The 21,167-nt window shown below is 69.8% G+C and carries 22 protein-coding genes, 1 tRNA gene and 1 pseudogene; 17 read left to right on the top strand and 7 right to left on the bottom strand.

The window, feature by feature from the left end; genetic code table 11:
- Positions 1-53: 53 nt before the first annotated feature.
- The 10 genes from FB563_RS17425 to FB563_RS17380 all read left to right on the top strand — a co-directional run bounded on the left by FB563_RS17425 (position 54) and on the right by FB563_RS17380 (position 10,726).
- Positions 54-248 (top strand): LxmA leader domain family RiPP, encoded by a 195-nt coding sequence (locus FB563_RS17425; protein WP_055704501.1) that lies wholly within the window; start codon positions 54-56, stop codon positions 246-248.
- Positions 249-328: 80 nt separating this feature from the next.
- Positions 329-511 (top strand): LxmA leader domain family RiPP, encoded by a 183-nt coding sequence (locus FB563_RS17420; protein ID WP_055704500.1) that lies wholly within the window; start codon positions 329-331, stop codon positions 509-511.
- A 96-nt stretch (positions 512-607) separates the two neighbouring features.
- Positions 608-1,678 (top strand): methyltransferase, encoded by a 1,071-nt coding sequence (locus tag FB563_RS17415; protein WP_055704499.1) that lies wholly within the window; start codon positions 608-610, stop codon positions 1,676-1,678.
- Positions 1,672-2,562: an ABC transporter ATP-binding protein gene (locus FB563_RS17410; RefSeq protein WP_055704498.1), complete on the top strand. Its 891-nt coding sequence runs from the start codon at positions 1,672-1,674 to the stop codon at positions 2,560-2,562. Before FB563_RS17415 ends, FB563_RS17410 begins: the two co-directional genes overlap by 7 nt.
- Positions 2,559-3,800, top strand: coding sequence for an ABC transporter permease (locus FB563_RS17405; RefSeq protein ID WP_055704497.1), 1,242 nt, complete (start codon positions 2,559-2,561; stop codon positions 3,798-3,800). The genes FB563_RS17410 and FB563_RS17405 overlap by 4 nt, the downstream gene beginning before the upstream one ends.
- A 44-nt stretch (positions 3,801-3,844) precedes the next feature.
- The gene (locus tag FB563_RS17400) at positions 3,845-5,629 is read left to right on the top strand and encodes an ABC transporter ATP-binding protein (protein WP_055704496.1); all 1,785 of its coding nucleotides are present in this window, start codon (positions 3,845-3,847) and stop codon (positions 5,627-5,629) included.
- A 17-nt stretch (positions 5,630-5,646) separates the two neighbouring features.
- A complete protein-coding gene (locus FB563_RS17395) occupies positions 5,647-6,609 on the top strand; it encodes an LLM class flavin-dependent oxidoreductase (protein WP_055704507.1) in 963 nt (320 codons plus the stop codon).
- The gene (locus tag FB563_RS17390) at positions 6,606-7,265 is read left to right on the top strand and encodes a flavoprotein (protein WP_063797021.1); all 660 of its coding nucleotides are present in this window, start codon (positions 6,606-6,608) and stop codon (positions 7,263-7,265) included. Before FB563_RS17395 ends, FB563_RS17390 begins: the two co-directional genes overlap by 4 nt.
- Positions 7,262-8,164 (top strand): hypothetical protein, encoded by a 903-nt coding sequence (locus FB563_RS17385; RefSeq protein ID WP_055704495.1) that lies wholly within the window; start codon positions 7,262-7,264, stop codon positions 8,162-8,164. Before FB563_RS17390 ends, FB563_RS17385 begins: the two co-directional genes overlap by 4 nt.
- A gap of 33 nt (positions 8,165-8,197) precedes the next feature.
- On the top strand, positions 8,198-10,726 hold the full coding sequence (locus FB563_RS17380) for a M16 family metallopeptidase (RefSeq protein ID WP_055704494.1): 2,529 nt from the start codon (positions 8,198-8,200) through the stop codon (positions 10,724-10,726).
- 136 nt (positions 10,727-10,862) lie between these two features.
- Here FB563_RS17380 and FB563_RS17375 read toward each other — a convergent pair whose 3' ends face one another.
- From FB563_RS17375 to FB563_RS17360, 4 genes are all read right to left on the bottom strand, one after another.
- The gene (locus FB563_RS17375) at positions 10,863-11,162 is read right to left on the bottom strand and encodes a transcriptional regulator (protein ID WP_055704493.1); all 300 of its coding nucleotides are present in this window, start codon (positions 11,160-11,162) and stop codon (positions 10,863-10,865) included.
- The gene (locus tag FB563_RS17370) at positions 11,159-11,632 is read right to left on the bottom strand and encodes a hypothetical protein (protein ID WP_055704492.1); all 474 of its coding nucleotides are present in this window, start codon (positions 11,630-11,632) and stop codon (positions 11,159-11,161) included. Before FB563_RS17370 ends, FB563_RS17375 begins: the two co-directional genes overlap by 4 nt.
- 74 nt (positions 11,633-11,706) lie before the next feature.
- Positions 11,707-12,684: a hypothetical protein gene (locus FB563_RS17365; protein ID WP_055704491.1), complete on the bottom strand. Its 978-nt coding sequence runs from the start codon at positions 12,682-12,684 to the stop codon at positions 11,707-11,709.
- 30 nt (positions 12,685-12,714) lie between these two features.
- Positions 12,715-13,263: a hypothetical protein gene (locus tag FB563_RS17360; RefSeq protein ID WP_142218770.1), complete on the bottom strand. Its 549-nt coding sequence runs from the start codon at positions 13,261-13,263 to the stop codon at positions 12,715-12,717.
- A gap of 403 nt (positions 13,264-13,666) precedes the next feature.
- Between FB563_RS17360 and FB563_RS17355 the strand changes: the two genes are divergently transcribed.
- The 6 genes from FB563_RS17355 to FB563_RS17330 all read left to right on the top strand — a co-directional run bounded on the left by FB563_RS17355 (position 13,667) and on the right by FB563_RS17330 (position 18,536).
- Positions 13,667-14,176 (top strand): helix-turn-helix domain-containing protein, encoded by a 510-nt coding sequence (locus FB563_RS17355; protein ID WP_055704489.1) that lies wholly within the window; start codon positions 13,667-13,669, stop codon positions 14,174-14,176.
- Positions 14,177-14,246: 70 nt separating this feature from the next.
- Complete coding sequence (locus FB563_RS17350; RefSeq protein WP_055704506.1) at positions 14,247-14,930, top strand: hypothetical protein; 684 nt, start codon at positions 14,247-14,249, stop codon at positions 14,928-14,930.
- The gene (locus FB563_RS17345; protein ID WP_063797020.1) at positions 14,927-16,144 is read left to right on the top strand and encodes an MAB_1171c family putative transporter; all 1,218 of its coding nucleotides are present in this window, start codon (positions 14,927-14,929) and stop codon (positions 16,142-16,144) included. The genes FB563_RS17350 and FB563_RS17345 overlap by 4 nt, the downstream gene beginning before the upstream one ends.
- The gene (locus FB563_RS17340; RefSeq protein ID WP_055704488.1) at positions 16,141-16,734 is read left to right on the top strand and encodes a hypothetical protein; all 594 of its coding nucleotides are present in this window, start codon (positions 16,141-16,143) and stop codon (positions 16,732-16,734) included. The genes FB563_RS17345 and FB563_RS17340 overlap by 4 nt, the downstream gene beginning before the upstream one ends.
- Before the next feature lie 1,275 nt (positions 16,735-18,009).
- Positions 18,010-18,082, top strand: a tRNA-Arg gene (locus FB563_RS17335).
- Between the two features lie 172 nt (positions 18,083-18,254).
- Positions 18,255-18,536 (top strand): hypothetical protein, encoded by a 282-nt coding sequence (locus FB563_RS17330; protein WP_234357594.1) that lies wholly within the window; start codon positions 18,255-18,257, stop codon positions 18,534-18,536.
- A gap of 63 nt (positions 18,537-18,599) precedes the next feature.
- Here the strand turns inward: FB563_RS17330 and FB563_RS17325 are convergent, their stop codons facing one another.
- Positions 18,600-18,749, bottom strand: coding sequence for a hypothetical protein (locus FB563_RS17325; RefSeq protein ID WP_234357593.1), 150 nt, complete (start codon positions 18,747-18,749; stop codon positions 18,600-18,602).
- Positions 18,750-18,893: 144 nt separating this feature from the next.
- Here FB563_RS17325 and FB563_RS44055 point away from each other — a divergent pair.
- Positions 18,894-19,316, top strand: a pseudogene (locus FB563_RS44055) (peptide deformylase); the annotation flags it as partial.
- Positions 19,317-19,528: 212 nt separating this feature from the next.
- Here the strand turns inward: FB563_RS44055 and FB563_RS17310 are convergent.
- Together FB563_RS17310 and FB563_RS17305 are read right to left on the bottom strand one after the other, a co-directional pair.
- The gene (locus FB563_RS17310) at positions 19,529-20,515 is read right to left on the bottom strand and encodes a sporulation-delaying protein SdpB family protein (protein ID WP_063797022.1); all 987 of its coding nucleotides are present in this window, start codon (positions 20,513-20,515) and stop codon (positions 19,529-19,531) included.
- The gene (locus tag FB563_RS17305; protein WP_234357592.1) at positions 20,512-21,024 is read right to left on the bottom strand and encodes an SdpA family antimicrobial peptide system protein; all 513 of its coding nucleotides are present in this window, start codon (positions 21,022-21,024) and stop codon (positions 20,512-20,514) included. Before FB563_RS17305 ends, FB563_RS17310 begins: the two co-directional genes overlap by 4 nt.
- Positions 21,025-21,167 lie beyond the last annotated feature (143 nt).

Below are 21,167 nucleotides of genomic sequence, written 5' to 3'. Positions count from 1 at the left end.
CTGGCAGCGCTCTCTGTTTTCCCGTCAGATCCCTTATTCACAAGGAGAATCCCATGGACAAGAGCACCGCGATCATGGAGCTGGTTTCCAACTACACCTCCTACGCGGACGTGACCGAGCTGAACGTCACCGCTGCTGCGGACGCCCCGGCCACCACGCCGGTCTGCGCCGTCAGCATCGCCAGCTCCTCGTGGTGCGCCGCGGGTGCCAGCGCCGCCTCCGGCGCCACCTACGAGATCACCTGCTGACCCACCCTCGCCGTTTCGGCCGGCCGAACCGGCCGACAACCCATCGCCCCTGCCAGGGACAGAACCCGAAAGGAACAACCATGGAGAAGGCCACCGCGATCGAGGACCTGATGGCCGGCTACGAGGCGTACAGCGACGCCCGTGAGCTGGGCGTGACCTCGGCCGTCGACGCACCCGCCACCTCCCCGGCCTGCATCGCCTCCGCCACCGCCAGCTGGCTGGCCAGCCAGTTCTCGGCGAAGACGATCTCCGGCGGCTGCTGAACCGCACCTGCCGCGGCCGGCCGTGGGACCGAGCAACGCTCTCCCTCCCACGGCCGGCCGGCCAACCCGTTCGCCCGAACACCGAGGGGAATCACGATGGCGCAACCAGCCGAGCCCGCCAACCTGTTGACCATGGCCGATCTGCTCGGCCCCGCGACCATCCGTGCCGCTGCCACCCTCAAGGTGGCCGACCACATCGCCGCCGGCGCCACCAGTACCGGCGCACTCGCCGAACTGACCGGCACCCGACCGGATCTGCTCGACCTGATGCTGCGCCACCTGGCTGCCCAGGGCGTGCTCGACCGTCACACAGAGAGCCGTGACGCCGATGCCCGCTACACGCTGACCGAACTCGGCGGGCCGCTCCGCTCGGACCATCCGCAGAGCGTCCGGCGCCACCTCAGCGCGACCGGCCTGGTCGGCCGGGCCGACATGGCGCTGGTCAACCTGGTCCACACCGTTCGGACCGGCGAGCCGGCGCACGCTTCGATCTTCGGCCGGGACTACTGGCAGAGCGTCAACGAGGACCCGGCCTTCGTCGAGGACCTGGAGGCCGACGCCCGGAACCAGAGCGACGCCGAACGGGTCGGCTGGGGCGCTGAGCTCATCATCGACAGCTACGACTGGGCGCCGGTCGAGCGCGTCGTCGATGTCGGCGGGCACACCGGCGCGATCCTCACCAGCCTGCTGCAGCGCCACGAGCACCTGCACGGCACCCTGATCGACCTCAAGAACGTCACCGCAGTGGCCGGCCGGGTCTTCGAGGCCGCAGGCCTGGCCGACCGGACCGAGACCGTCGTCGGCAGCTTCTTCGAGCCGCTGCCGGTCGGCGGCGACGTCTATCTGCTGTCCGCGATCCTCGCCGACTGGAGCGACGACCAGGCCGTCGAGATCCTGCGCCGCTGCGCCGAGGCCGCCGGCCCGACCGGCAAGGTGCTTCTGGCCGAGGTCAACCTGCAGGTGCCCGGTGACCCGGGGACGGCGGCCGGACCGGAACTGTGGCTGCGGGCCACCATGCCGGCGCCCACCCGCACGGCCGACCAGTTGCTCGCCCTGGTGGCGGCCGCCGGCCTGCGAGTGACCTGGCAGGGTCCGTCCACCGCGGTGCGCTCGCTGCTGGAACTCGCCCCTGCCGGGCCCGCCGAGGGCGAGGACGGTCGATGCTGAGCTTCGAGAACGTCGCGAAGAGCTTCGGCGACCGACAGGTCCTGCGCGACCTGACCTTCGACGTGCGACCGGGCGAACTGTTCGGCTTCTGCGGGGCCAACGGCGCCGGCAAGACCACCGCGATGCGCATCGCGCTCGGCGTGCTGGCCGCCGACTCCGGCAGCGTGCGCTGGCACGGCGCCGAGGTGGACGCGGCGACCCGCAGGCGCTTCGGCTACATGCCGGAGGAGCGCGGCCTGTACGCGAAGATGGTGCCGGCCGAGCAACTGGTCTACCTCGCGCGGCTCAGCGGCGTCCGCGCGGGCGTCGCGGAGCGCCGCGCCCAGGAGTGGATGGAACGGCTCGGCGTCGTCTGCTCCCCCAAGGACCCGCTGGAGAAGCTGTCACTGGGCAACCAGCAGAAGGTCCAGCTCGCCGCCGCGCTCATCCACGATCCGGAAGTCCTGGTCCTGGACGAGCCGTTCTCGGGCCTCGACCCGCTGGCGGTGGACGCGATGGCCGCCGCACTGCTCGAGTTCGCGGCCAGGGGCGTGCCGATCGTCTTCTCCAGCCACCAGCTGGAACTCGTCGAGCGGCTCTGCGACCGGGTCGGCATCATCCGCGCCGGCACCCTGGTGGCGCAGGGAACCGTGGCGGAACTGCGCCGCAACGCCGGCGGCGAGCAGCTGCAGGTCACCCTCACCGGCGCGACCCGGGGCTGGGCCGACCGGGTGCCGGGGGTACGCGTGCTGTCCGAGGACGGCCGCACCACGACGCTTCTGACAGACGGACCCCGGGCCGCCCGGGAGGTCCTCGCCGCCGCCCAAGCCGCCGGCGAGGTCGAGTACTTCGGCCGATGCGAGAGCGGCCTGGCAGAGATCTTCCGAGAGGCGGTGTCGGGATGAGCACCATCGACCTGACGAGTAATCAGCCCACCATCGACCTGACGGGCGATCAGCCCGCGACCGGCCGGCGCCGACGGGCCGCCGACCTTTCGCTGATCAGGATCGTGGCCGGCCGGGAGATCTCCCAGCAACTGCGCAACAAGACCTTCTGGATCTCGGTCACGGTCACCTCGCTCATGCTCTGCCTGTCCTTCACCCTGACCGGCGTCCTCCGCGGTTCCAGCGCCGACCGGCCCGCCGTCGCCGTGGTCGGCGCCCAGCCCGCGCTGGCGGCCGCGCTGGCTTCGCAGACCGAGGTCCGCGACTACGCGGACGCCGGAGCGGCCCAGGCGGCCGTGCGGGCCGGCAAGGCCGACGCGGCCCTGCTGCCGGGCGGCCAGGTGGCCGTACTGCGCACGCTGCCGTCCGGCCTTGCGCAGAGCATTCAGCACGCGTATCAGACGACCCGTCAGGCACAGCAGTTGACCGCCCTGGGCGCCACCCGGGCGGAGGTCGACCAGGCACTGGCACCCGAGCCGCTGCGGATCACCACGCTGGACAAGGATGCCGCCCGCACCCAGGAGCGGACCATGACGGCAGGCCTCGGCGTCTTCCTGCTCTTCATCCTCATGATGATCTCGGGGCTGGGCATCGCCCAGGGCGTGGCGGAGGAGAAGTCCAGCCGGATCGTCGAAGTCCTGCTGGCCAAGGTCCGGGCCTGGCACCTGCTGGCCGGAAAGATCGTCGGCCTGGGCACCGCTGCCCTGGTGCAGATCCTGCTGTTGGTCACCGCCGCGCTCACCGCGGCGATCGCCTCCGGCGCCGTCGAGGCGCCGTTGGACACCATCGGCGCGGCGGTCAACGTGCTGATCTGGTTCGTCCCCGGCTACCTGCTGTTCGTCACGATGTACGCCGCCGCCGGCGCGCTGGTCTCGCGGCCGGAGGACGTCAACCGGGTGATCGGCCCGGTCAACATGCTGCAGATGATCAGCCTGGTCGGCCCGGCGCTGGCCGTCTCGGGCAAGCACCAGAGCCTGATCGAGGCGCTCTCCCTGGTGCCGGGCGTGTCCTGGGCCGCGATGCCCGTCCGGATGGCGGTCGGCCCCGTCCCGTGGTGGCAGGTCGGCGCCTCGTTCGCGCTGATGCTCGCGGCGGTCGCCGCGCTGCTGCGGATCGGCAGCCGGATCTACACCGGCGGCCTGCTGCAGCACGGCGGGATCGTCAAGGTCAGGGACGCCCTGCGCGGCGCACGGCGCTGAGGATCCGGACACACAGGACTTATCCACAGGAAGGTGGGAACACCGTGAGCACGACAGAAGCACAGCGGCCGCAGCAGCTGAGAGTCCTGCGGGAACTGACCAGGGGTCGGGCCACGGAGGTCGTCCTGATCGGTGTGCTCGCCACGGTCAGTACGTTGGCGACGCTCGCGCTGCCGATGGTGGTCGGGCAGCTGATCGCCACCATCGAGCGCGGGGAGAGCCTGACCTGGCGGGTGCTGGCGATGGTCGGCGCGGGCTTCGGCTCCGCCGCCGCCGGCGCGCTGGCCAGCTTTCTGCTGAGCCGGATGGGCCAGCGGCTGATCTGCCGCCTGCGTATCCGCACCATGCGGCACGCGCTGGCGCTGCGGCTGGCGACGGCGCAGCAGGAGGGCTCCGGCAATCTGGTGGCGCGGCTGACCGCGGACGCGGCCCGGGTGAAGAACCTGATCGACATCGGGCCGATCCAGCTGCCGATGGCCGGGATCACGGTCCTCGGCACGCTCGTGATCATGGGCACCCTCGACTGGGTCCTGCTGCTGGTCACCGTCGCCGCCTTCCTCCTGGCCGTGGGCATCATCGCCATGGTGGTGATCGGGCTGCGCCGCACCTATCTCTCCGTCCAGAAGGAGGTCGGATCGCTCGCCCAGCAGTTCGTCGACACGCTGGAGGCACTGACCGTCGTCAAGGCGTTCCGCGCCGAACGGCGGGTCGCGGACCAGCTGGCCGAGCGGGCAGAGCGGGTGGCCGCGCTGGAGACCCGGGCCGCCCGGATGGAGTCGCTGATGGTCCCGGTGATCAACCTGGGCCAGCAGATCGCATTGGTCAGCGTGGTGGTGGGCGGCGGCAGCCGGATGCTCGACGGGCACCTGTCGCTCGCGGACTTCGTCGCATTCCTGCTCTACCTGCTGCAGCTCACCGCTCCGTTGATCATGGCGGCGTCCGGCGTCAGCGGACTGCAGATGGGCCTGATGGCCCGTCGGCGCTTCGAGGACGTCTTCGCTCTGCCGACGGAGCCGACGTCGGCCGAGCCGACCCAGGTCGAGGCCCAGGCCGGCAGCGCCCGGCGCACCGACGACCACGCCGCTCCGGCCGTCCGGTTCCGCCAGGTCGAGTTCGGCTACGGCGACCAGAAGATCCTGCGCGGGATCGACCTGTCCGTCCCCCGCACCGGCCTGACCGCGATGGTCGGCCTCTCGGGCGCCGGCAAGAGCACCGTCCTCGCCCTCGTCGAGCGGTTCCTGGAACCCGACGCCGGTCGGATCGAGCTCTTCGGCCGCGACACGGCTCACTGGTCGCTGGACGAACAGCGGGCCCGGATCGCGTATGTCGACCAGGCTGCGACGCTGCTGCCCGGCAGCGTCCGCGACAACCTGCTGCTCGGCCGAACGGACGCACCGGACGACGAGCAGCTCGTGGCTGCGCTCGAGCGGGTCGGTCTGGCCGCCGAGGTCGGCCGACTGCCTCAGGGCCTCGACACCGTCCTGGGCGGCGCCACGAACCTCTCCGGCGGCCAGCGCCAGCGACTGGCCCTGGCCCGCGCCCTGCTGACCGATGCCTCGCTGGTGCTGCTCGACGAGCCGTCCTCCCAGCTGGACAGCCTCAACGAACTGAAGCTGCGTGAGGTCGTGGACGAGATCGCGACCGACCGCGCCGTCCTGGTGGTCGCCCACCGGATGTCCACCATCCAGCACGCCGACCACGTCATCGTCCTCGAATCCGGACAGGTGGTGGACCAGGGCACCCACAGTGACCTGCTCGAGCGCTGCAAGGACTACACCGACCTGGTGAGCGGACAGGTGCTCAGCACCCTGACCTATGCACCGGCATGACCACCGGAGCCCCTCCCGTGACCACCTACTCCATCCTGATGCCGTTCGCGCCGCCCAGGCCCGAGCAACTGCTGCCCTACGCGGCGCTCACCCAGTGGAGCGGCGCCCACCGGCTCTGGCAGGGCCAGGCCGTCCTCAACCAGCCGCACCATGCCTTCACCTACGCCGCCGCAGCCGGCTTCCGGATCCCGGTCGGGCTCGGCGTGGCCCTGATGCCGCTGCAGCACCCCTACGAGGCAGCGCTGCAGGCACATGCCGTCGCGGCGGCCACCGGCCACTCGGTGGTGGCCGGCTTCGGCCCCGGCGCCGCCGTCTTCCAGCGCAGCATGCTCGGCCGCCCCTACCGCAGCCCGCTCACCGCGGCCCGCGAGTACCTGACCGTCGTCCGCGGACTGCTCGGCGGCGAGCTGGTCGAACAGGACGGCGAGTACTTCAGCTGCCACGGCAAGCTGCCCGCCGTGCCGCGGCCGCCGATCGAGGTCGGCCTGGGCGTACTGCGGCCCGGCATGGCCCGGCTCGCCGGTGAGGTCGCCGACGTCGCCATCACCTGGCTGACCCCGGCCCGCTACCTGCGGGAGGTCATCATGCCCGCACTGCGCGAGGGAGCCGAGGCCGCAGGCCGTCCGGTGCCACGCGTGGTCTCCATCGTCCCGGTCGCGCTTGCCGCACCCGACCGCAACCCCGTCGCCCTGGCGTACGCCAGCAACCTGGGGCACCTTCAACTCCCGCACTACGCCGACATGCTGGGCCGCTCCGGCATCCAGATCGACACCGCCGACCCGCAGGCGGGCGCGGCGGCTCTGGTCGAGGGTGGCGCCTTCCTCTACGGCGGGCCCGAGCAACTCACCGACACCTTCGCAGAGTACCGCGAGGCCGGCGTCGACGAGATCGTGCTCAACGTCACCGGAGTGCTCGGCCTGCACGGCGGGCAGGCCGCGCTGCGCGAGCTGGAGACGATCCTCAAGGAGGTCGCCGGGTGACCGACATACCGCCCGCCGCAGCCCCGGCCCCCGCGCTCGGCATCGACCGGCTCCTGGTGGTCACGGCCGGCTCCGCGTACGCCACCGGGATGCCGTTCTGGCTCGACTGGACCCGCGCCAACTACCCGCAGCTGGCGGTCAACGTGGTGCTCACCCGGAGCGCCGAGCGCTTCGTCACCCGCCACGCGCTGGCCGGCCGCACCCCCGGTGAGGTGCTGGTGGACACCTGGCCGGACGACGACAGTCGTGCCCGGCACGTCGAACTCGCCGAGTGGGCGCAGGCGATCGTCGTCTACCCGGCCACCCTGCACTTCATGGCCCGGCTCGCCCTGGGCCTGGCCGACAGCCCCGCGCTGCTCGCCGCCCAGTGCACCAAGGCACCGGTGGCGGTAGCCCCCGCACTGCCGCCAGGTGGTCTGCACAGCGCCGCCTTCCAAGCCCACTGGGCGGCGCTCGCCGCCCGCCCCAACATCGTCCTCGCCCCGCCGCACTCCGGTGTCAGTCTGACCACCGGCCGCTCAGACGCCTGGGTGCCACCCCTGTTTCCGGAGGTCATCGCCATGACTGAACAACGCCGTCTCGAACTCGACCGGGCGGCAGACCCGTTCGCCTCCACTGCTCCGGCCGCTTTCCTCGCAGATCTGGCCAAGCCGTGACCGGCCGGGGCAGCACCCTGGTCGGTGCGCACACCGTCGCGGACTTCGGCACCGATCTGCTGCACACCACGGTGCGCAGCATCCCCGGGGGTTACGAGTGGCGCCGCGCACCGGGCACGGCCGCCCCGGCGCCGTTCCGGCGGCCGAGCGACGAGCTGCTCGACCTGCTGGTCCAGCCCGGCGACGAGGCTCTCGCCCGCTGGGCACCGGCGGCAGCCGACGGTCCGGCCAGGATCTACCGGGTCCACGGCCGCGAGTCGGTCGCCAACCGCCTGCTGACCAGCGGCCCGCAGCCCGAACTCGCGGACCCGCTGCGCGGCTTCGGTGCCCTGCTGCGCGGGCTGCACGACGCCGGTCCGGTGCACACGGCCGCGCTCGCGCCGCAGCCACCGCGCGGCCTGGACCGGCTGAACACCTGGCTGGGCGGCCGTGCCCCGGTGGCGCGGGCCGCATGGGTCGCGGCGGAGCTCCGGGCCCGGCTCGGCGAGGACCGCTGGTCCAAGATCCTCGGCTGGACCGAGCAGCTCAACGAGGACACCGCCGTCACGCTGGTACACGGCGCCCCCGGCCTCGGCTCACTGGTCACCAACACCGCGGGCCGCCCGGCCGAGCTGCTGGTCGGCGAGGATCTCGCCGTCGCGCCCTGGTACTTCGACCTCGGCTGGGCCGTTGGCGAAATCGTCGAACTGCGCTGGCAGTTGGGTGGCGAACAGGAGAACTGGCAGCTGCTTCTGGAAGCGCTGTTCGAGGGCTACGGCCGCGAGCTGGGCACGCACTGGGCCGCGACGGCCGCGATCCGGATCCTGCTGCACGTCCACGACATCGCCGCGTACGTCGGCTGGCACACCATGGGCTTCGAGCACTACGCGGGCTTCCTCATCTTCCTGATCGATCTCTGATTCCCGAGCGACCTCCGAGCGAAAGACACCCGCATGTCCCCCACCCCACTGACGTCCCGCGTGAGCCGCTTCACCCTCCCGAACGGACTGCGGGTGGTGGTGGACACCGTCCCCGAGGCGGCCCGGATGGCCGTCGCCGTCCACTACGGCACGGGTTTCCGCTCAGAACCGCCCGGCCGGGAGGGCTTCGCGCACCTCTTCGAACATCTGATGTTCCGGGGCAGCGCCAGCCTTCCCGACGGACGCTTCTACGACCACGTCCACCGCCACGGCGGACACGCCAACGGGACCACCCACCAGGACTACACCGACTACTACCAGGTGGTCCCGCCGGGCGCGTTCGAACGCGCGCTGTTCGCAGAGGCCGACCGGATGCGCGCTCCCCGCTTCACCGAGGCCGAGCTGGCCGGCCAACTCGAAGGCGTCGCCCAGGAGATCCACCAGGCCGTGCACGGTCGGCCATACGGCGGGTTCCCCTGGCCGCTGCTGCCCGGCGCCGTGTTCCAGAACTTCGCCAACGCCCACGACGGCTACGGCGACGCCGACCGGTTGCGCCGGGTCACCCCGGCCGACTGCATGGACTTCTTCACCACGCACTACGCCCCGGGCAACGCCGTCCTGACCGTGGCCGGTCCGCTGCCCGCCGAGCTCGTCGCGGACCTGGTCGAGCGGCACTTCGCGGACATCCCGGCCCGCCCGCTACCCCCGGCGCCCGACCTGGACGAGCCACACCCGCAGGCCGAGCGCTGGGTGGAGACCACCGAGCCGGGCGTCACCGCCACCGCCCTCGCCCTGGGCTACCGGCTGCCCGACCCGCAGACCGATCTGACGGCCTATCTGGCCCACACCGTCCTCGCCCGCCTGCTCAGTGACCGGAGCGGGGTGCCTGGCACGGGCACCTCGCTGCCGGGTCTCAGCACCAGCAGCGGATTCTTCGGCCCGCTCGACGCCAAGGACCCGGATGCCCTGGTTCTCACCGCCCTGCTGCCCCCTGACCTCGCACCCGAGCAGGCCCTCGCGGCCGTCCGGCAGCAGTGGTCGCACTGGTCCGACGGCACGCCGGACCACGACGCGATCAGGCGGACCACCCTGGCAATGGCCGGCGAGCACCACCGCGCGCACGGCGACCTGGAGACCCGCTGCCGCGCACTGGGTCGACTGGAGATCCTCTACGGCCGGGCCGAGCTACTCGACGCCCTACCGGACCACCTGCTCGCCCTGCGGCCCGCCGACCTCGCCGACGCCGCCCACACGCTCGCCACGGCGCTGCCGGCGGTGCTCGTCATGCGTCCCGGAGCTACCCGCACCCGCCCCGACCGCACCACTGCGAAGCCGCAGCCCGTCCCGCCCGCCGCACGCCTGTCCGGTCAGGAGCCCCGGCCACTGCCTGCCTACGGCCAGGACCTTCCTCCGACGTCCGCCCTGCTCGGTGACACGGTGCTGGACAACGGCCTCCGAGTGCTCACCGCGGGCGACGGCCGCACCCCGCTGGCCGAGGTACGGCTGCGGCTGCCGCTCGGCGCTCTGGGCTGGCAGCACCCGGGCCGAGTCGAGGCACTGCTCCGGCACAGCCTGTCGGCCACCGACGCGCCCGCCCGAGCCGCCGCGCTCGGCGGTTGCCTGTCGCTGTCCACCGACGGCCAGTGGTTGGACGCCGCCGGACACGTCCCGCCGCAGGCGCTGCGGCAGTGGCTCGAAGTGCTCCGCAGCGCCGTCACTGCGCCGCTTCCCGACACCCTCCCGCCGACTCCCGGCCGGCCGGTCCCGCACCGCCTGCTCGACGAGGCGTTGCGGCGCCACTGGGGTGGCGCCGAGGACCCGGCACCGACGCCTGCGGCTCTCCAGCGCTCCGTGCTGCGCCCGGCCGGCGGTGTTCTGGTCGTGGTCGGCCCGCTCGGCGCCGCAGCGGTGACGGCTGCTGCCCACCACGCGCTCGGCGGCTGGGACGGTGAACCGGCGCCCACGCCCGGACCGTTCCCGGAGCCCGACCGACTGCTGATCCTCCAGGACCGCACGGCTGGGGACGTCCAGTTGCTCTGCGCGGCGCCGGAGCGCGCCGAGGGCGCGACGGAGGCCGCCCGGTACGTCGCCACGGCCGCGTTCGGTGGCTACTACGGCTCTCGCCTGGCGGCCCGTCACGCCGGACTCTCGGCGCAGGGTTTCGAGATCTACTCGGGTCGCGACGTGCTGCTCGACATTCCCCGGTCGCTGGTACGTGCCCGGATGCCCCGTTCGCAGGCCAGGCAGGTGCTGACTGCGCTGCGGGAGGAGTTCCGGCGCATCGCGCGGGAGCCGTTCAGCTCGGCGGAGGTCGCCCGGGCCAGCGGGTTCTGCGCCGCCCAGCTGCTCGCCGCGTTCGACTCCCCGGCGCTGCTGGCCGACCTGCTGCGGCAGCTGGCGGCCGCCGGCCACCAGGTCGCCGAGCTGGACCGGTTGCCCGCGCGGCTGCGGGCGGTGTCCGCCGACGAGGTGTCATCCGCAGGCGCGCAGCTGTTCGGCGAGCAGGCGATGACCACGGTCGCCCTGGGGGACCTGGACGCCGACGCCCTGGCAGCGCCCTGATGCCAAGTCCCCGCCAGTGAGGGGCATCCCCAAGGGGCGCGAGGAACTGCGCGAATCGGGAGGCTGCGGGCCTGTGCCTTCCGCTTCGCGCGGTTTCCCGCGCCCCTGTTGTGGCTGATGCGTTGGCCTGTACGCCCTAAATGGGCCCGGCCAGCGCCGCCACCCGCCGCAGTTCGGCCAGGTGCCCCTTCAGTGCCGTGCGGCCCGACGGGGTGAGCGCCAGCCAAGTGTGGGTACGGGCGTTCAGCGGTACCTTCCGAATCTCCACGTACTGCGCCGCCTGCAGGGCCTTCACCTGCTTGCTCAGCACGGAGTCGCTCACCCCGAGGGTGTCGCGGACGACCGCGAACTCCAAGGCCTCCACTCCGGCGAGCAGCGCGCAGATCTGCAGCCGGTGCGCCGGGTGGATGACCTCGTCGAATCTCGGGCCGCTCATGCGCCGCTTCGCAGGTCCCGGCGGAGCGCGACGTCGTTGCGGACGGTCGTCCAGATGGTCAGCGCGGCCGCCGCGAGCCCGGCCGCCGTCATCGCGCCGGGCAGTCCGGCGGCCATCTTGAGGGTCAGCCCGAGGCCGCCGAGCAGGATCAGCAGCACCAGGAAGGCGCCGTTCAGCCCCCGCGCGCTCGGCGTCGAGACCGCCTGGGACACCGAGATACCCCTGGACCTGGCCACCGTCCAGCTCAGCGCGAGCGGCATCAGGACGCCGCCGGCGACGACGCCGGAGGGCACCAACGACCCGCCGACGTCGATCGAGGCGAACACGGTGGCCACCGACAGACCGAGCCCCGCGTGGTACCACCACGGGCTGGCCACCCGGTCGGCGATCCGGCTGCGGACCTCGCTGACACCGTCGAGTGCGGCGCGGGCGGCGGCGATGTTCTCAGGCGTGCTCTTGTCACTTTCCATGATGGAAAGCGTACCACCGACTTTCCATCATGGAAAGTCGGGTATCCGTGGCCACGAAGGTGCTTGACGTTCGGTCAGACCCAGCCGCGCTCGCGGGCCAGCAGCGCTGCCTGCGGCCTGCTGGCCGCGTCGAGCGTCTGCAGCAGCTCGGCCACGTAACGGCGGTACGTCCGCACCGACATGCCCAGATCGCGCGCGCCGATCTCGTCCTTGACGCCGCGACACATCGCCTCCAGGACGCGCTGCTCGGTGTCCCCGAGGCCCGGGGCCTCGGCCTCCCCGGTCGGCGCGGCCGCGAGGAGGTCCACTGCCGAGTCCCAGATCTTCTCGAAGAGCGCCACCACGTTGGCCACCAGCCCGGCTTCGCGGGCAATCAGGGCGCCCCGCGAGATGTTGGCCGGATCGACCGGGGTCAGTGCGGTGCGGCCGTCGTAGACCAGGATCCGTTCGTTGATCTCCTCGGCCACCCGGATCTCGGCCCCTTGGGAGTGCAGCTCCCGCAGGTATCCGGCGGTCGGCGGGTGGTCGAGCGCCTTCCGCAGGATGACGCTGCGGATCCGCACACCCCGCCGCAGGCAGCGCATGTCCAGCGGGCGGGCGTGTCCGATGTTGTCCTCGGTGAGCGCCGAGTACGGCTCCACCGACAGGATCTCCTCGCGCGCAAAGAAGGCCAGGTCGTCGATCCGGTCGCGGATCTGGCGCACCCGGTCGAGCCGCTCGATGCCGGACGCCTCCACCGGCTTGGGCTCGCACTCGGCCTGCAGCGAGGAGACCAGGTGCCGGGACTGGGTGAGGTTTCGCAGCTCCTCGTGAAGCTCACGCAGGCGCAGGTCGGTGAGCTTGTCCACCGCGATGTCGGGTGGCGCGGCCAGATACCCCGTCGGTGGCGATTCGCGCAGTGCACCGCCGACGCACAGCCGGTCCAATGCCCGCTGGACGTCGTCGAGAGCCACTCGGAACAGCAGATGCATATCGTCTGCGGTGGTTCCGGGATTCCGGAGGAAATGCCGGTAGATCCGCTCCTCCATCTCGGACAATCCGAGAATTGACATGTCATTGCGCAAGGCAGACTCCCCCCTTGGTCACAGTGATGAAGAACCCGACCGTCGTGCCCCACGCAGGTCCAGCGGACGGGACATCTCGATGGACTCACTGGCGAGTACGCCCACCGGGTTCACGGTCAGCTTCTCCGAACGCGCGAAAAAGGTCAGTTCGTCAATGGCCTCACGGACGGCTGTCAGCCCCTCCAACTGCTTGACCGGCTGCGCATCGTCGGATGAGGTCGGCAAGCTCGCCATCTCGGTCACCAGTGACTCGACAACACCGTGCGCCTGCACGGTCTGCTCAAGTTCTTCCCGGTGCCTGTTCAGCCGCCTGTCGATGAGCTGATCGACCGCGCGCGCCGGGCCGGCAGCCCGAAGGCCGCCGACACCACTGCGTACGGCGAGGCCGAGTTCGACCAGCCGGTCAGCCAGGTCTTCTTCCCGTGGCTGCACGCACCTTGCACCCCCGTCATCCCTTACTTCGTTCAGCAACCGTCGGTACAGGGCCTCCTCTGGCGCCGACACACCCCGGAACCCCAGCCGAGCCCCTGCGACATCCTTCTGGTCCTGAAGGACATCCTCGCCCACTTCCCCCTCCTCCTGAACGCGCCGGTCTGTAGGCCTGACCTCGCGAGACCTCGACCAACAGTTGCCGCAGATGCCGGTCAACGTGTCGTCGGGGCCACCGCAGAGCTGCATTCCCCTGCAACTCCTCAGACCGGCATGCCGACGATCGCATGGTGGCCCAGGCAGTCACTCCCGAACCTTCATGGCGACCGCACTTACGGCCAGTGCGTCCCGTGCGCCTCTCCATATCAACGTCTAGTCAACTAGATGCAGCGTGCCGAAACATACGTCACGCCCACCTGAGCATGTCAAGCATGTTCCTGACGATGAAGTGGCGTGAGTTGCGAGTCCATCTAGTCAACGAGATAATCGGTCCGCTCCGGAGGGGGCTCCGCAGACCCGTGCAAGAAGAGGTGATCAGCAGATGGGCAACCGGGCCCCGGCCGCCGACGGACGTACGATCGCCGCAAAGCTGGACTACCTGATCCGCGAGATCCACCCCAAGGGCCGGGGGCCGTTCACGTACCAGGAGATCGCGGACATGATCAAGGAGTCTGCGGGTGAAGGGGAACCGACTGTTTCCCATGGGACCGTCCAGGCAATCCGCACAGGAAAGGTCACCAACCCCAGCGTAGACTCCCTGCGGGCACTGGCCGCCTTCTTCGGCGTTCCGACCGCTTACTTCCTCGATGACTCACTCTCCAGGACTGTCGAGGCGCGCATCAGGGAGATCAAGGAAAGTGTGGAGACGGCCGACGCGGGGGACGAGGTCGCCGATGTCCTCAGGGACAAGGAGGTCCGCGCCGTGGCGTTTCGGCTCAGCGGACTGTCAGCCCGGTCCCTGCGGGGAATCAAGAGCATCGTCGAAGGGTTCCGCCAAGCCGAGGGGCTACCGGAAGCGAAGGTTCCGCAACCCAAGCGACGTAACGGCTAGATTCAGCGGCCGTCGGCGCGGTCGGGTGGCCCGCCGCGCATTGTCGATGCCTGGAGCGGTGAGGGATCTCATGAGCTGGTGGAAGAGGTCACGCCCCCACCTGTGTGCAACCATCGTCGAGGGACTTGCCATCCCCCAGCCGTTCGATCTCGACGCTTTCTGCTCGAGCATTGCTGAACAGCGGGGCCGTCCCCTGTATTTGATTCCGCTCGACGGCCCAGCCGACCCCGAGCAGCCGTGCGGCATCTGGCTCGGCCTCGACACCGCAGACCTGGTGTTCTACGAGTCCTGCGCAGCAGACATCCTCAAAGTCCAGATCGTGCTCCATGAGATCGCCCACATGCTCCTCGGACACGTCGCACCCCAGCTGCACCCCAACGAGGACACCCCCCAGGACGAATTCTCCGCCATATCCGAACACTTCACCCAGTTGCTCGCACGCACCGGTGACGCCGTGAACGCAGTGAACCAACCTGGACTGCCCGAGATCGTGCGCGCCGAGGCGGCGCGGATCCGCGCCGCCGCAGCCAGGCCAGCTCCCGGTGACGCCGAGTTGGGACTGTCCACCGACCGCATCCTCCATCTCCTCGGCCGCACCAAGTTCGCCGACCGTCAGGAGAAAGAGGCGGAGACGCTGGCCACCCTCATCCTTGAGCGTGCCAGCCGCAATGAGACCATCTCGACCTCGGGCGGATCAGCAGACGTCCTCGCTCGCCTCAACGACGTCCTCGGCCATCCGGGGAGAAGGTCGTGACAGTCGTCAAGCACGCGGCGCTGATCCTGCTCTGGGCCGTCACGGCCTGGCGGCTTCCCGGCGCCGTCCGCGTCACAAAGCAGCGGGCCTTGTGGCTCGCCTTCGCCTCCATAGCAGCCGCCACGACTCTCGGGGCCCCCGGCGTGGCCCGCTCCACTGATGCCCTGATCGGCATCCACGACGCGGCCACCCTGGGAAAGAACCTACTGGGCATCGTTGCCTCAGCGGCGGTTCTAGATTTCGTCATCTCGATCGCCCGGCCCGCAGCTGCGGCTGGTGCCCGCCGATGGCTGATCCCGGCAACTGCCTCCACGATGGCAGTGCTGGCCGGACTCTTTGCAGTGACCCCACGTCCAATCGAGTCCGACAACTTCTTCCAATCCAGCCTTGGTTCCGTGCCGGGCACCGCCTACTGCCTGGTCTTCCTGGACAGTCTCGGCCTGGCGATGGCCATGTGTACCTGGCTGTTCTGGGGAAGCGGCCGCCATGCCGGGGCTGGCTGGTTGCGCATTGGGCTGCGGCTGCTGGGCACGGGAACAGCCCTCGGCGCCGGGTACAGCCTGTACCGTTCCGTCCTCATGATCCTGGGCCTGCTGCGTATCAGCGTTGACGGGCCCCGGGCCAATCGGATAGCCGATGTTATTGAGTACACCGCCATCGCTCTCATCATTGTGGGCAGTTCGATCCCCGCGATGGGAGCTCTGCGGCGCTCGGTGCGCGACTGGCATGCACTACGCAGTATCCGGCCCCTGTGGGCGTCCCTCACCAGCGCCGTCCCCGAAGTCGTTCTCGATACGCATTTCCTCCGTCCCAGCCCACGGGTCCGACTACACCGGGCCGTGATCGAGGTCCGGGACGCCGCACTCATCCTGGCACGCCATGCCCCGGCCGGCCTTCGCGAACAGGCCCGTCGCGCAGCGGAACAGTCCGAACCCATTCCTGCACTTCGCTCCGCCCTGGAAGAAGCGATCTGGCTGCACGCCGCCCGTGCAGCCAGGCTCGCCGGAGCACCTATCGCGCCAACACCCACACCAACTCAAGGCACATACACCGAGCGGCAGGACCTCATAGATTTCGATTTCGAGGCCGAAGTTGCCAGACTCCGGTCCGTCAGCACGGCCTACCAGTCGCGCGGAGCCCAAACCGCGGGCGGCCCCACCACGACGAACCCCATCGCCCCGGTCACCACCACACCCGATCAGGAAAGCGTGTGACACTCACCCTCGCCAGGCAGAAATCCTCCCTCGCCCGTGCCATCACAGACGGCCTTGAACCCAAAAACTGGATTATCGGGGTGGCCGTCCTCATCGGCTGGCACGCGGGCCGGCTCCCGGGCATAGGGTGGGGACTGTTCGCAGCCGCCTTCTGCGCGGTTGTCCCTATCGTGTTCATCAAGTTCGGTCAGCGACGCGGATACTGGGGAGACCGGCACGTACGCCGACGCCAAGACCGTCTGATCCTGATCCCCGGCATCATGGCATCGGTTATCACCGGCATGATCCTCATGGGCCTCCTCGGAGCACCACGCGAGATGATCGCGCTGGTCACCGCGATGCTGGCCACCCTCATCGCCATCCTGGTCATCACGACGGCGTGGAAGATATCCGTCCACACCGCCGTCTCCTCCGGCGCCATCGTCATGCTGGCGATGGCCTACGGCGCGTGGCCGCTGCTTCTCTACCCGCTCGTCGCGATAGTCGGCTGGTCCCGAGTGGAGCTCAAAGACCACACGCTCCTCCAGGTGTGCGCCGGCACCGTCCTCGGCGCAGCCGTTGCAGGCATCAGCTTCGCCGGGCTCCGATAGTCGCGGCGATGGAGGAGTGGCTGACCTCGCCTCAACGCATTGGCGAGCGGGATTCCGTTCCAAGGGGTGCAGCGGGGGTTTGGTCTAGACCGATCAAGGCGATGGTCGACATCTGAGGCACCTCAAGTGGCACCTCTCGGCCTTGTCGGTGGCGGCTGAACCGTGGGCCGTCGCCGAAAGATCTCGCACCACGCAGCCGTCCCGTGCGCCAAGTGGCGGGCCAGTCGCCGAACACCGCCTCCGCCCAGCCGCCGACGCCAGCCTCGAGTCCTGGGAATGCTGGGGATGCAACAACGCCCATCACATGCGCCGGGTCTTCGCAAGAGCGCAGGGGCGTGCGGGGCAGAAGGTGCCACTACGGACCAGCCATGTTCTGGGCCTTCCTTGATCGGCTGGCGTCAGGACTGCTGCATGAGCGGTCGATGTATGGCGGTTCGGGTGGGGAACTGTGCGGACAGATGCTGGTTGATCAGCACGCCGGGAAACGATCAACTTTTGCCCTGGGAAAGGATCTTCGCCGCCCATCGATAGCTGCTGACCAGCGCATTCTGTCGGTGCCCCACCGTGTGCCGTGTCATCCAGCGGCTGGATCGCTGCTCGAACTCAAGCCCAGCTCCCGCCCGGCTGATCCCTCGGAGCGATTGCGGATCGGCGGCGAGCCCCTTTGTGCTGTTCTCTGTGACGAGGCAAGCCGAGGATGCAGTGGGCCGGCGTGCCAGGAGGCCGCGCTCCGCCATGGGCGCGAAGATCGAGCGCACTGCCCTGGCGCTCGAGTAGGACACTGGGCATGCGGTGCCGGCAGGTCAGCGGATGGCACTCGCTTTCGCCACCGCCATGAGGCTGGGCTGGGCCCGGCTGGAGGCAACGGGCGACATCGACGGCCACGCCGGTCCAGATGATGCGGACGACGGCGACTGCGGCCTGGCCTGACCGTCGACGGGTCGTAGCGGACGGACTCCACGAGCCAGACTGCGGCCGTAGGACAGAGCCATACGGGTGACACGGGAGGCAGCTCTGAGGATGGCAGTGTGCATCGCTCCGGTCGGTGTTCCTGCGCGGCAGACCGACGCCCCCAGGGAAACGACGGCATGGTCAGCCACAACCAAGGCACGGGAAACCGCCCATGAGCCCGGCTGAGGTAGGAGCCCCCAGCCCAGTACCCCACCCCGATCCGCTACCCTGTCAGGGACCGCCACCTCGGTGACGGTCCCCACCCTTGCCACAACCGGGCCGGATAGTCACTCAGAGTATTCAGCCACGTTTTACGCAAGGCCCGCCTTCGTAGCTCAGGGGATAGAGCACCGCTCTCCTAAAGCGGGTGTCGCAGGTTCGAATCCTGCCGGGGGCACAGAGAAACACCAGGTCAGGAGCTCTTCTGTCTAGCGGACGGGAGGGCTCCTGCGCTTGCAGCACACATATGGCACACATGCCGTGGGCGCGGATGGTGGGGAGCTGTGCAGGATGGCCGTCACGGATGAGCTGGCTCGGCGTCGGTACGGGAAGCTGATCGGCTCGAATCGATGATGCGGGCAGCTCTGAAGCCGCAGTTCCAGGGCTACCACGGTCAGCTGATCCTGAGCGGCGACGATCTTGCGGAGTTGGGCGAGCTCAAGGACGTCCGGCATGCCGCTCGGGAAGCGGGACGTCGTCTCGGCTGGAAGACCACCACCCGTCTCGTCGGTGACCGGCTCTTCGTGCTGGACGAGCGGGAGGTACCTGAGGAGATCGAGCGGCTGGCCGGCGACGAGACCGCTGCTGCGATCGACCGAGCCCGGCAGGAAAGCCACCGACCACGCGGCTGACCTGACCGAGGGAGACGCAAGGGGCCGCCCCACCGCGCTGGTGCGGTGGGGCGGCCCCTTCGGTTACGGCTCCACGGCACGGATCAGGCACACGTCACGCGGCATCGTCCTCCAGGGCGGCCACCCCGCCTCAGCCGCCTCGCGAGCCTTCCGCTCTGCCTTCTCCAGCTTGGCCTTCGCCTTGGCCAGTTGCTTGGGGCGGCGCTTGTGCATCTTCTTCGAGACCTCGTCCAGGCGGACAGCTCGAAGTCCATCTCGTCTTCCCCGCCGACCTCGACCCCGTCGTGTGGGGCACGGAGACCTCCATGACCGCCGAAGCCTCCCCGCTGCGCACCCCGCCCGTCCGCAGCGACGACGATGGCCTACGGCAATTCACATGGCTCACGGCCACGCCCGCCCTGCACGCTCGGTACCGTCTGGAATGGCGATTCCGGGCACGGCCCGAAGGCGAAGCAGATCAAGGGAGTTCAGGTGATGGACGTGCGGCCCAGCCAGCGCATGCGAGACCTCGGCGTCGTCCAGCACGGTGCCGGCATCCTCACCGAACCCGTCCGCGCCTTCGACCTGCCCGCCGAACGCGACGAGGTCGAAGGCATCATGGACGGGCTCTTCGCCGCCATCGAACGCATCAGCCAGGTCCACCCCTTCGCCAAGGGTATGGGCATCGCCGCCCCGCAGATCGGCATCGCCCGCGCTGCCGCCGCCGTCCTGCCGCCCGACGACGCCCCCGCGGTCATCCTCCTCAACCCCAGGATCACCGAGCACTCAGCGGAGACGGACGAACAGTACGAGGGCTGCCTGAGCTTCTTCGACGTTCGCGGGCTCGTCCCTCGCCCGCCTCATCCACCACGAGATCGACCACCTCTGTACACCGCGCGCATGAGGACCGGCGTCGAGCCCATCCCCGTGGAGGAATATCGACAGACCGGGCGGGCCTGGGCATATGAGCAAGCGCTGCGCGCCAGACCTGTGTCGCCGGCCCCCATCCGTGGTCAGGCGGACGGCTGCGCCACGCCGGCTGGTTGCGCCGATGAGCCACCCTGCTTACGGGGCGCTGCTTCTTCAGCTTCAGGTGTAGTTGTGGCAGCCACATGGGCAGGGTGTGTCGCCCTTCGGATGTGAAGGGATCCCCCCAGGGGCTGGCACAGAACCAGAATGCCGCCGGCCATGGCCAGGGCGAAGCTCCACAGGCCCATGATCAGGGCGATGGAGAGGTGGAAGACCAGTCCCGCGCTCATCACCCACCATCGCTGTCGTTGCGGGAGCAGCAGACAGACGGCCAGCGAGAGCTCGATCGCCAGCGGGGCCCAGGTCATCAGGGCCACGCCCAGTGGTGTGGCGATGATGGGCGCGATGAGCGTGTTGAGCCACGGAGCGGGCCCGAAGTCGAGGTTGCTGCCCCAGTACCACATAGCGGTTCCGTCCTGCCATTCGGCGTGGGGCAGTTTGGCGACAGCGGCCTGGAAGTAGATCACGACCATCTGCAGACGCACCGTGATCAGCGCGCTGGTGCCGAGAAGCGCCAGCACGGGTGCGATGCGTGAGCCCGGCGCCTGCTGTTGCGGCTCCCAATGCCAGCGGCGCTTGTCTCCGATGGCCGGGAGTACGAACAGCACCGAGAGGATGAGGGCGACCTGGTCGCCTCCGTCGGCGATGGCGATGCCCGAGAAGACGCTGTAGTTGATGTACGCGTGCGGCAGAGCGGTGAACCGAGGCCGCCAGCCCGAGGCCACGACCAGAAGGACGAGCACACACGCCCACTTGATCCAGGTCAAATGAGTGTAGTTGTGGGACGCCAGACAGAAGACGCTCGCGGCGGTGGTCGAGGTGCACAGCGGATAGTCACCGATGGTCGCCACCGGCCGGAAGAGTGTTTCGGCACTCGAGGCAGCCAGGGTCCCGGCGGTGCCAAGGGCGACGAGAGTGCGAGCTAAGCCGTACACGTTGGTCCAGGGCAGCGGGACGGGGCGCTGGGTCACGGGCACTTCAGGCTCCAGACGGCAACACGAGTGGGAGTGTGGCGTTCAGAGGACAGGCGGCGCCATGCCCAGGGGACTGGCTGCATTTCCACAACAGCGGCCCGGCCGCACAGGGTGGGGGCCGGCGAGGGATTGGGCGTCGTGGCGACCGGTGCCAGCGCGTGTGCGAGGCAGGCGCTCACGGACTGTGTCCCGTCGCATGAAGTCCATCTGAGGTTCTTCTGGTGCATCAGCAGAGCGATCTCGATGCCCTGCGACCTGGAGGCCCGGTCGAACCCGAAGGCGTTCGAGGGCCTGGAGTGCGGCGTGAGCGCGGCGCTGTGCCAGTGACCGTCGGTCATGCGGTAGGGAGCGTACTGAGGGTCCTTCCCTGACTTGGTGAAGAAGGCCCAGCCCTGGGGCGCCGCCACGTTGGCGACCTTCCGGATGCCGCCCTGCCCGGGCAGCGAGATCACGTTGTGCGGCAGAAAGCTTTGGGCGACGTACAGGCACACGACGACCCAGATCACGGAGATTGTCGAGATCCACGCGCGGGGCACGGTGGCGGAGTGGGCTGGACCGCGTGAGAGCAGACGAATGGTGGGGATGAGACGCATGGTGGCTGTGCCCTTGACTGGTCGGCATGGTGCGGGAGCCGGCGTGCAGGTGAATG

It is taken from the genome of Streptomyces puniciscabiei, from assembly GCF_006715785.1.
Lineage (GTDB): Bacteria > Actinomycetota > Actinomycetes > Streptomycetales > Streptomycetaceae > Streptomyces > Streptomyces puniciscabiei.
This window is presented reverse-complemented; position numbering and strand designations above follow the sequence as displayed.

Coding starts and splice junctions, on each gene's coding strand:
- FB563_RS17350 (WP_055704506.1), top strand. CDS start 14,247: ATGAGCTGGTGGAAGAGGTCACGCCCCCACCTGTGTGCAACCATCGTC.
- FB563_RS17425 (WP_055704501.1), top strand. CDS start 54: ATGGACAAGAGCACCGCGATCATGGAGCTGGTTTCCAACTACACCTCC.
- FB563_RS17355 (WP_055704489.1), top strand. CDS start 13,667: ATGGGCAACCGGGCCCCGGCCGCCGACGGACGTACGATCGCCGCAAAG.
- FB563_RS17330 (WP_234357594.1), top strand. CDS start 18,255: ATGATGCGGGCAGCTCTGAAGCCGCAGTTCCAGGGCTACCACGGTCAG.
- FB563_RS17380 (WP_055704494.1), top strand. CDS start 8,198: ATGTCCCCCACCCCACTGACGTCCCGCGTGAGCCGCTTCACCCTCCCG.
- FB563_RS17365 (WP_055704491.1), bottom strand. CDS start 12,684: ATGTCAATTCTCGGATTGTCCGAGATGGAGGAGCGGATCTACCGGCAT.
- FB563_RS17415 (WP_055704499.1), top strand. CDS start 608: ATGGCGCAACCAGCCGAGCCCGCCAACCTGTTGACCATGGCCGATCTG.
- FB563_RS17375 (WP_055704493.1), bottom strand. CDS start 11,162: ATGAGCGGCCCGAGATTCGACGAGGTCATCCACCCGGCGCACCGGCTG.
- FB563_RS17370 (WP_055704492.1), bottom strand. CDS start 11,632: ATGGAAAGTGACAAGAGCACGCCTGAGAACATCGCCGCCGCCCGCGCC.
- FB563_RS17325 (WP_234357593.1), bottom strand. CDS start 18,749: ATGCACAAGCGCCGCCCCAAGCAACTGGCCAAGGCGAAGGCCAAGCTG.
- FB563_RS17405 (WP_055704497.1), top strand. CDS start 2,559: ATGAGCACCATCGACCTGACGAGTAATCAGCCCACCATCGACCTGACG.
- FB563_RS17410 (WP_055704498.1), top strand. CDS start 1,672: ATGCTGAGCTTCGAGAACGTCGCGAAGAGCTTCGGCGACCGACAGGTC.
- FB563_RS17420 (WP_055704500.1), top strand. CDS start 329: ATGGAGAAGGCCACCGCGATCGAGGACCTGATGGCCGGCTACGAGGCG.